Annotated in this window: 9 protein-coding genes; 2 read left to right on the top strand and 7 right to left on the bottom strand. The window is 60.4% G+C overall.

Features of this window, described 5'->3' with window-relative positions; all coding sequences use genetic code 11:
• Positions 1 to 279 precede the first annotated feature (279 nt).
• The 5 genes from PMI32_RS02905 to PMI32_RS02925 all read right to left on the bottom strand — a co-directional run bounded on the left by PMI32_RS02905 (position 280) and on the right by PMI32_RS02925 (position 4,120).
• Positions 280 to 1,209 carry a sigma 54-interacting transcriptional regulator gene (locus PMI32_RS02905; protein ID WP_008034403.1) on the bottom strand — a complete coding sequence of 310 codons (930 nt, stop codon included), beginning with the start codon at positions 1,207 to 1,209 and terminating at the stop codon, positions 280 to 282.
• 59 nt (positions 1,210 to 1,268) lie between these two features.
• The gene (locus tag PMI32_RS02910) at positions 1,269 to 1,850 is read right to left on the bottom strand and encodes an alpha/beta hydrolase (protein WP_008034402.1); all 582 of its coding nucleotides are present in this window, start codon (positions 1,848 to 1,850) and stop codon (positions 1,269 to 1,271) included.
• A 287-nt stretch (positions 1,851 to 2,137) separates the two neighbouring features.
• Entirely contained in the window at positions 2,138 to 2,539 is a 402-nt protein-coding gene (locus PMI32_RS02915) for an ExbD/TolR family protein (protein WP_003220570.1), read from the bottom strand.
• A gap of 1 nt (position 2,540) precedes the next feature.
• The gene (locus PMI32_RS02920) at positions 2,541 to 3,266 is read right to left on the bottom strand and encodes a MotA/TolQ/ExbB proton channel family protein (protein WP_008034399.1); all 726 of its coding nucleotides are present in this window, start codon (positions 3,264 to 3,266) and stop codon (positions 2,541 to 2,543) included.
• 44 nt (positions 3,267 to 3,310) lie between these two features.
• Entirely contained in the window at positions 3,311 to 4,120 is an 810-nt protein-coding gene (locus PMI32_RS02925; RefSeq protein WP_008034397.1) for an energy transducer TonB, read from the bottom strand.
• Positions 4,121 to 4,565: 445 nt separating this feature from the next.
• Between PMI32_RS02925 and PMI32_RS02930 the strand changes: the two genes are divergently transcribed.
• Positions 4,566 to 5,486 carry a LysR family transcriptional regulator gene (locus PMI32_RS02930; protein WP_008034394.1) on the top strand — a complete coding sequence of 307 codons (921 nt, stop codon included), beginning with the start codon at positions 4,566 to 4,568 and terminating at the stop codon, positions 5,484 to 5,486.
• 66 nt (positions 5,487 to 5,552) lie between these two features.
• Here PMI32_RS02930 and PMI32_RS02935 read toward each other — a convergent pair whose 3' ends face one another.
• Positions 5,553 to 6,626 (bottom strand): fatty acid desaturase, encoded by a 1,074-nt coding sequence (locus tag PMI32_RS02935; RefSeq protein ID WP_008034391.1) that lies wholly within the window; start codon positions 6,624 to 6,626, stop codon positions 5,553 to 5,555.
• Between the two features lie 100 nt (positions 6,627 to 6,726).
• Between PMI32_RS02935 and PMI32_RS02940 the strand changes: the two genes are divergently transcribed.
• Complete coding sequence (locus tag PMI32_RS02940; protein WP_008034389.1) at positions 6,727 to 7,731, top strand: AraC family transcriptional regulator; 1,005 nt, start codon at positions 6,727 to 6,729, stop codon at positions 7,729 to 7,731.
• Between the two features lie 156 nt (positions 7,732 to 7,887).
• Here the strand turns inward: PMI32_RS02940 and PMI32_RS02945 are convergent, their stop codons facing one another.
• Positions 7,888 to 8,253 carry a response regulator gene (locus PMI32_RS02945; protein WP_008034388.1) on the bottom strand — a complete coding sequence of 122 codons (366 nt, stop codon included), beginning with the start codon at positions 8,251 to 8,253 and terminating at the stop codon, positions 7,888 to 7,890.
• Positions 8,254 to 8,445: the final 192 nt, after the last annotated feature.

Raw genomic sequence — 8,445 nt, 5'->3', positions numbered from 1 at the left:
TGTAGGAGCTGGCTTGCCGGCGATGGCGTCTTTACTGGTACACCGCGTTGCCTGGATCGCCAGCAAGCTGGCTCCTACAAGAGCTCGGTGTGTTCGCGATCTGTAGGAGCGAGGCTTGCCCGCGAAGGCGTCCTTCCAGAAAATCCGTGTCGTCTGGTTCGCGAGCAAGCTTCGCTCCTACAAGAGCTCGGTGTGTTCTCGATCTGTAGGAGCGAGGCTTGCCCGCGAAGGCGTCCGGCCTGATACACCGCGTTGTCTGGATCACCAGCAAGCCGGCTCCTACAAGAGTGCGGTGTTTTTGAGGAGTTGTTTGAGGGCGGCTTGTTCCGTGGCAGTGCCTTTGGTGAGGATATGCCGAAGCTGCTGCTCGATCTGCGCCAGCGGCGCTGGTGCTTCGGGCAGGTTCAAATGTTCGGGCAGGATCTCGTCGCCAGTGCTGACCAGCAATGCAAAGTGGATGACGTTTTCCAGCTCCCGGGTGTTGCCCGGCCAGCTGTGCTGTTCCAGCAACTGCTGCGCAGCTTCGCTGATCAGCGGCACCGGCAGGTCCAGGCGCTGGCTGTAGATGCCCAGGAAGTATTCGGACAACGACAGGATATCGCCCACCCGCTCACGCAACGCCGGCAGTTCCAGCTGACCTTCGCTGAGGTAGTGATAAAGCCGCTCATGGAATTTCCCGGCGGCCACGGCTTGCGCCAGATCAATGCTGGTCGCGGCCACGAGACGCACGTCCACCGGGCTCGGTTGATGCGCGCCGACGCGGGTGACTTCGTGGTTTTCCAGTGCGGCGAGCAACTTGATCTGGATCGGCAGCGGCAAGTCGCCGATTTCATCCAGGTACAGCGTGCCGCCATTGGCCGAACCGAACCAGCCAGCACGACTGCTCGCCGAACCGGTGTAACTGCCAGCGGCATAACCGAACAATTCGGCGTCGGCGTAGGTCGGGCTGATTGCGCCGCAATTGACCGACACGAACAGCCCGCCACGATCACTGGCGCGATGGATGTGCCGCGCCAGCAGTTCTTTACCACTACCGGTTTCGCCACGGATCAACACGGAGATCGAACGCGGGGCCAGTTGCTCCAGCTCGGCGCGCAATTGACGCGAGCGCGGATCGACGAACACCAGCGCCTTGGCGCGGATGCTCAGCGGACTTTTTTCTGCGTCAGGAAAGGTCAGCAGCGGCTGACCGAAGGCTTCAAAACTCATGGCAGACTCCCGCCCAAAACCGCCGGGAGACGGGGGGCGATGTTAAAAAAAGAAAAGGTTCAAGCGCGGCGCAGGGCGTGATGTTCCATGCGGTTTTGCAGGCGATACAGATAAGCAAAACCCTGCTCCCAGCGCTGATGACCGGACTTCACGTTGATGTGTCCGGCACCCGACAGTATTCCTGCCTCGGCGCCCCAGTTACGTGCCAGTTCCAGCGCACGCGGTGCGCTGACAGCGGCGTCGTTGTCGGAGCTGACCACCTGGCTCGGGAACGGCAAAAGGCTCGTCGGAATCGGCGCGAAGTTGCGCAAGGCTGGCGCGCAGGCCGGGCGCTCGACGTCTGCCGGTGCAACCAGCAAGGCACCCCGCACCTGGCGCAAAAAATTCAGCGGGGCAGTAGCCGCCCAATGCGCGACCGTGATGCAACCCAGGCTATGGGCAATCAAAATCACCGGCGTGCTGTCAGCGGCAATCGCCTCGGCCAATGCCGCCACCCAGTCTTCACGACGGGGCGTCAGCCAATCGGCCTGCTCCACCCGCGCGCTGTTCGGCAAGCTGTTCTGCCAGTGGCTTTGCCAATGATCATCTGGCGATCCTTGCCAGCCCGGCACAATCAGATAGCGAATTGATTCGTTGCGCATGGGGGAAATCTCCTGCTGCGTGTCTGTTCCTGATCGAGTATAGGGAGGAGAGTTATATTCGTTAAGGAATAAGAAGCTATTTATTAAGACCCATAAAGAATATAAGAAACACACACAACCTGTAGGAGCCAGCTTGCTGGCGATGGCGGTGTGTCAGACAACATTTCCACTGACTGGACGAACGCCATCGCCGGCAAGCCGGCTCCTACAAGGTCACGGGTTTTCTCGAGGCATAAAAAAGGGGCCGCACCCTGCCAAGGAGACGGCCCCGGAAAATCGAAAATCGGTTAGCGTGCGGTAATCACCGACAACTTGGTAATCCCTGCCCGCTCAATCGACGCCATGGCTCGCGCCACTTCGCCGTAATTCACCCCGTCGTCCGCCTGCAATTGCACACGCACTTCGGGATCCTTGGCCTTCGCCGACTTGAGGTTGAACTCCAGCAAGTCCGGCTGAATCTCGTCCTTGTTGATAAACAGTTTTCCGGCACCGTCGATGCTCACGACCAGCGGGTCCTTCTGCTCCACCGGCGCCACGGCCTCGGTCTTGGGCAGGTTGATCGGGATCGCGTTGGTCAGCAGCGGCGCGGTGACGATGAACACCACCAGCAGCACCAGCATCACATCCACCAGCGGTGTCACGTTGATCTCGCTCAGCACCTCATCGCTGTCTTGCGTGGAGAAAGCCATCTCAGGACGCCTCCTTCACTTTCTGCGCGCTGCCCGATGCGGCGGTTTTATGCGCCGTCGGATGAATCAGCACACGGAACGAACTCTTCTGCGCCAGGCTGTAGAAGTCATGGGCGAAGTCATCCAGGTCCGCCGCCGTCAGTTTCAGACGACGCAAAAAGTAGTTGTAAACCAGCACCGCCGGTACCGCGACGGCGATCCCCACACCCGTTGCCACCAGCGCCGCGCCAATCGGCCCGGCCACGGTTTCCAGGCTGGCGGAGCCCGCTGCGCTGATTCCTTTCAACGCCTCCATGATTCCCCACACAGTGCCGAACAAACCAATGAACGGTGACGTACTGCCAATACTTGCGACCACCGCCAAACCTGTTTCCAGCGAGCGGCGCTCACGCACGATCTGCTGACGCAAAGCACGCTCAAGACGATCCTGATGGTTGATCGCCTGGCTCAAATCCACCGCTTGTGGCGCCTCCCCTACCTGTATTGCCGCGTAGCCGGCCTGGGCCACTCGGGCCGCCGCGCCCGGCTGGGTCTCGGCCAACTCCGCCGCCGAATCAAGGCTCGACGCCGCCCAGAACTGCTTATGAAACTTTCGGTCCTGTACCTTGAGACGGCCGAACTGCACGCCTTTGAGCAACGCCAGGCCCCAAGTGGCAACGGAAAAAACCACCAGCAGCCAGATCACCGCGCTTTCGATGGATTCAAGTGGAGATGCCAGTAACGTCATGATGAGTTCCTCGTGTAAACGTTTCGCGCGAATTTGGTTGCGGTTTAATGAAGCTTGAAATCGATGGGCACGCTGACCCAGCCGTCCTGGGCGACCTCACCCTGCTTGGCCGGCACGAAACTCCAACGTTTCACGGCATTGATCGCCGCCTCATCGAGGGAATCGCGACCACTGCCTTTCTGGATCTGAATCTCGCCAGGCTTGCCGTTGGCCAACACATGCACCCGCAATAACACCGTGCCTTCCCAACCGCGACGCACGGCTTGCGACGGGTATTCCGGCGCCGGGTTTTTCAGGTACGCGGCATTGGCCGAGGCAGGCGTCACCGGCGCGGGCGCCGGTGGTGCAGGTGGCGCCGGGGCCGCGACAGGGGCTGCCGGTTGTGGCGGCGCAGGCGGTTGCGGGGCGACTTTTTGCACCGGTTTCGGTACGGGCTTGGCGACCGGTTTTGGTTTGGGAATCGGTTTCGGTGGCGGCGGCTTCACGGCCAGCTCGTCTTCCACCGGCGGCGGTGGCTCGACCACGGGTTGCACCGGCTGCGGTGGCGGCGGCTCGACCACGGGCGGCGCCGGACGCGAGAATTCAATCGTCATCGGCGGAATTTCCGGCGGCACGATCGGCAATGCCTTGGTCGGCTGCTGATTGACCCAATAGATGACTGCGCCATGCACCAGCAGCGCCAGCACACCGAGCAGAATCGTTTCCCGGCGACTCAGAATGCCCTTGGGCGCACGCTGCAAACGCAGCTGCCCCAAGGGCACTCGGTGCACCCGGCCGAGGTCGACCAACTCGCCACCCGGCGCCTGGCGCCACAGCACCTCGTGTGCGCTGGCGGCGGTCTGGACATTGCCCATTGCTTAACTCCCTGCGGTCTCTTTGCGGATAACCGAAACGTCGTGCCAGACATCCCCCGACGACGTATCGATGGGTGAATCATTGAGGCAGACGCTTATCTCAGAAAGTAATCTTTAAAGTTATGCATAGACCAAAAACGAATATAAAAGACCACCCATCGGCTCCAGGCCTTGCCCGGCAAGGGCTGCGGGCAACAGGCGGAAATCACATGCCTTTAAGGCATCGAAAATATTCACCAAAGGCATGATTTGGGGACCATTTTCACGGCCACGAGGCCTTGGCGCCGGCAATCGGGCGGCAGGGACAACGCTCTATTGATATTCTTTTATCATCTAATAATTATTTGATTGCTTCGTTGACGGAATAAGCGATTACCTTTAAAAAACCTCAACCACGCTCGTCGCACATGCCATCGAGGTCGTTTCAGGATGCCGGGAAAAACCTATGGACCTTCGTCAGCTGCGTTACTTCATTGCCCTCACCGAACACCGAAGTTTCGTACGGGCAGCCGACGCCATGGGCATCACTCAGCCGGCATTCAGTCGCAGTATTCAAGGGCTTGAACAGGAATTCGGCTGTGCACTGGTGGACCGTGGCAACAAGGACTTGCGCCCCACGCCGGAAGGTCAGGTGGTGCTGCAACATGCACTGACGCTGGTACAGGGCGCCGCACTGCTCAACGCCGAAGTCACGCAAATGACCAAGCTCGACGCCGGTGAACTGCGGCTCGGCTGCGGACCGGCACCGGCGGTAAAACTGGTGCCGGATGCGGTGGCGCAGTTCATCAGCGCCCACCCGAAAATACGCACCTGTTTTCAGGTGGATAACTGGGAAAAACTCAGCCGCGCCCTGAGCCGTGAAGAGATCGAATTTTTCATCGCCGACATCCGCCATTTCGAAGCGGATCCGAACTTTCAGACCCGAGCGCTGACGCCCAAACGCGGTGTGTTTTTCTGCCGTCCGGGGCATCCGTTGCTGGCCAAGGAAAGCCTGTCGACCAACGACATGTTCGATTACCCGTTGGCGACCACGCAGATCCCGCCGGGTATTCGCAAACTGCTGGCGAACCTCAGTGGCCGGATCGATTTTTCACCAACCATCGAGACCGAGCATTTTCCGGCGCTGGCCAGGATCGTGCTGCAATCGAACGCCATCGGAGTAGGCACGGAGGAAGCGTTTGTCGAGGACATCGCCGACGGTTCGCTGGTGCTGCTGCACTGGCGAAACCTGCCGCCGCACATCGAGAGCATGAGCGTGCGATGCGGGATTGTCAGCCGCACGGGGTTCCGGTTGTCACCGGCTGCGCGGGCGATGATCGAGACGTTGGTGGCGGTGGATAAGCAGGATGTCAGCGTCGCGGTTTGAACAGAACGACCGCTTTCGCCGGCAAGCAAGCCCCCTGTAGGAGCTGGCTTGCCAGCGAAGAGGCCCTCAGACGCGCACACCCTCCACCGTTTGCCCCTGCACTTCTTCCTTGCGCACAAACCGGTTCGCCCGCCCGAACGTCCCGAAATCGTTAAACCGCACGCCCATCTCACGCATCACTTTGTGCGCTACCGGCACGGTCAACTGGCGGATGTAAAACGGTTCCTTCACCACGAAGTGATGGATCCCGTGGCTGCTGCCGAAATTGAAGCAGAACGCCTGCAACGGCCACATCCACCACGGGTTCAGTACCTGGGTTTGCTGGATCACGTTCCCCGGCTCCACATCGCCGTAGTAATGCATGTTCGAGCTGACAAAGTGCAGGCAAAACGTGCGCAGCACGTTCGGGCCGAAGATCACCACTGCCGCGATATCGATCACCTGCATCACCGAGAGCGTGGTCGCCGACCACTCAATCGGTGCTCCCAGCAAATGGGCGACGCCGTTAGCAGCGTGGAAGCCGAGAAACACGTACCACGCGCCCCAATGCACCAGCGCGAGCGGCGCATAGACCTTCAACGCACGCTTGATGATGCTGAACTTGTGGGTCCAGGTCTTGGCCCGCAGCATGCGGATGAACGCCGACATCACGTTGTCGCCGACCATCAATAGCCGCGCAAAACCCCACGGCTCGCCATTGGTGATCGCGCGCTCTTCCATGTCGGCTTCAGTGCCGGACACCTTGTGGTGATTGAGGTGCAGATGCCGGCGAATCCACGGGTTGATCGTGCTCGGCCGCGCCAGCCACACCAGGCCCATCATCAGGTTGTGCGGCACGCGTTGTTTACGGAAGTACATGCTATGAATCAGGTCGTGCTCCAACTCGTGGGTCAGCGACGCAAAGAACGCGTTGAGCAGCAGACATGCCCACCAGGCCATGTATCCGTTGATGTACAGCGCTGCCGAACCGATCATTCCCGCCAAAGCAAAGGCCAGAATGCCCGCGCCCAAGGCGTCCTGATGGTTGAGAATCGGGTAGCGTTTACGCAGTTCGACGCCTTTGGCCAGCACCACTTCGCGAATATGCGCAGATCGCTGAGCTGCATTCAGTCGCTGGGGACTTGCAGAAGTACCGTCCATGCTTCCATCCTCTGGTTATTGATGTTCGCATCCTGCCGTGTGAACCTTCACAAGGCGGTAGCCCTGGACGCCAACCTGTTGACCGGAAGCGCCAATCAGCATGACTGAACCGACCTCCCTCGCCAGCTGGACCCGTGCCCTGCGCAAGCAACTCGATGCGCTGGGCCTCGACAGCACCGCGCTGTGCCATCAGGCGGGGCTCGATCCGCAATTGATGGACGACCCGAACGCCCGTTACCCGTTGTCGGGCACTACGCGGCTGTGGGAAATCGCGGTGCAGGTCAGCGGCGATCCGGCGATCGGCTTACGGGTGTCGCGCTTCGTCAGCCCGACCACCTTTCACGCACTCGGCTATGCGCTGGTGGCCAGCGGCAGTTTGCGCGAAGTGTTCGAGCGCATCGTGCGTTATCACCAGGTGGTCAGCGATGCCCTGGATCTTGAACTGAGCCGCACCGAGGATCGCTATCGCTTCCGCCTGAAAATCCCGCCAGGCAACCCGGCGCCAGCGTTCGAAGCCATCGACGCTTTCACCGCGATTTACGTGCGCACCTGCCGCAACCGACTGGGCCGCGACTACGCGCCGCTCGCGGTGTACCTGCGTCGCCCGGAACCAGCCGACGCGCATCAATGGCACAAAGTCTTCCGCTCACCGGTGCACTTTTCGGCCGACGAAGACCGGCTGGAGTTTGCGTTGGTGGACTTCGACAGCCACTTGGACGACGCCAACCCGGAACTGGCCGAACACAACGAAACCGTGCTCAAACGCACGCTGGCGCAGCTCAAACCCCTGACCTGGGAGCGCAAGGTCCGCGACGCCATTGAAGAGCAACTGCCCGAGGGCGAGCCCAGCGCCGAACACATCGCCAAGGCCTTGCACCTGAGCTTGCGCAGCCTGCAACGGCATTTGGCAGATGAGGGTTGCCGGTTCGATACGCTGCTCAATGAAAGCCGTGAAAACCTTGCGCTGCTGCACCTGCGCGACCCGCAATGTTCGTTGAGCGAGATCAGTTATTTGTTGGGGTTTGCGGATACGAGCAGTTTCAGCCGCGCGTTCAAGCGCTGGACAGGGATGACGCCGGGGCAGTTTCGGGATGGGTTGCGGTGACAGGATTCTAAAGGTGTGCTGAATGTTCCGGCCTCATCGCGAGCAGGCTCGCTCCCACAATGGATCTTCAGCGAACACAAAAATTTCCTGGCAACGCAGCCCCCCTGTGGGAGCGAGCCTGCTCGCGAAGGCGATTGCCCAGGCACCGCAGAAGCTTCAGCGTCCGCGATCCCGCCGCACCAACTTGCGCACCCGCGCCACCAGCTCGCTCACGGCAAACGGCTTGAGCAGATAATCGTCCTCATGCAGCTCCAACCCGCGCAGGCGATCTTCAATGCCATCCTTTGTGGTGAGAAACAGCACTGGCGTCTCGCCGAGCTTGCGGATCTGTTGCTGCAGCTGCCAGCCGTTCAACCCCGGTAGCATGACGTCAAGAATGATCAGCTCGTATTCACCGGTCTCGATGAAGCGACGGCCGTCCATGCCGTTGAGCGCCACATCCACCGAGTAACTCGCTTCGCTCAGGCCGTTGGCCAGGAGTTTGGCGGTCTCCGGCTCGTCTTCCACTAACAGCACACGCATGGCACACCTCGATTGTCGTCGTCACAGGCTAGGCGCCTTCGCGGACAAAGCCCACCTTTACTGTGATGCTTCGGTTCGGCGGTAACGGCGGGTTGGGGTACATATCCGTTTCTGCGGTGTTGGCGGCTATTGGTTTCGCCCTTACGGCGAGTCACTTGGAAAAGCCCCAAGTAACCAAGGGCTCTTGCCCCT

Origin of the sequence: Pseudomonas sp. GM60 (assembly GCF_000282415.1) — a bacterium.
In the GTDB taxonomy this organism is placed as follows: Bacteria; Pseudomonadota; Gammaproteobacteria; order Pseudomonadales; family Pseudomonadaceae; genus Aquipseudomonas; species Aquipseudomonas migulae.
Note: the sequence above shows the minus strand (reverse complement) of the source record. Positions and strands in the feature narration are given on the sequence as shown.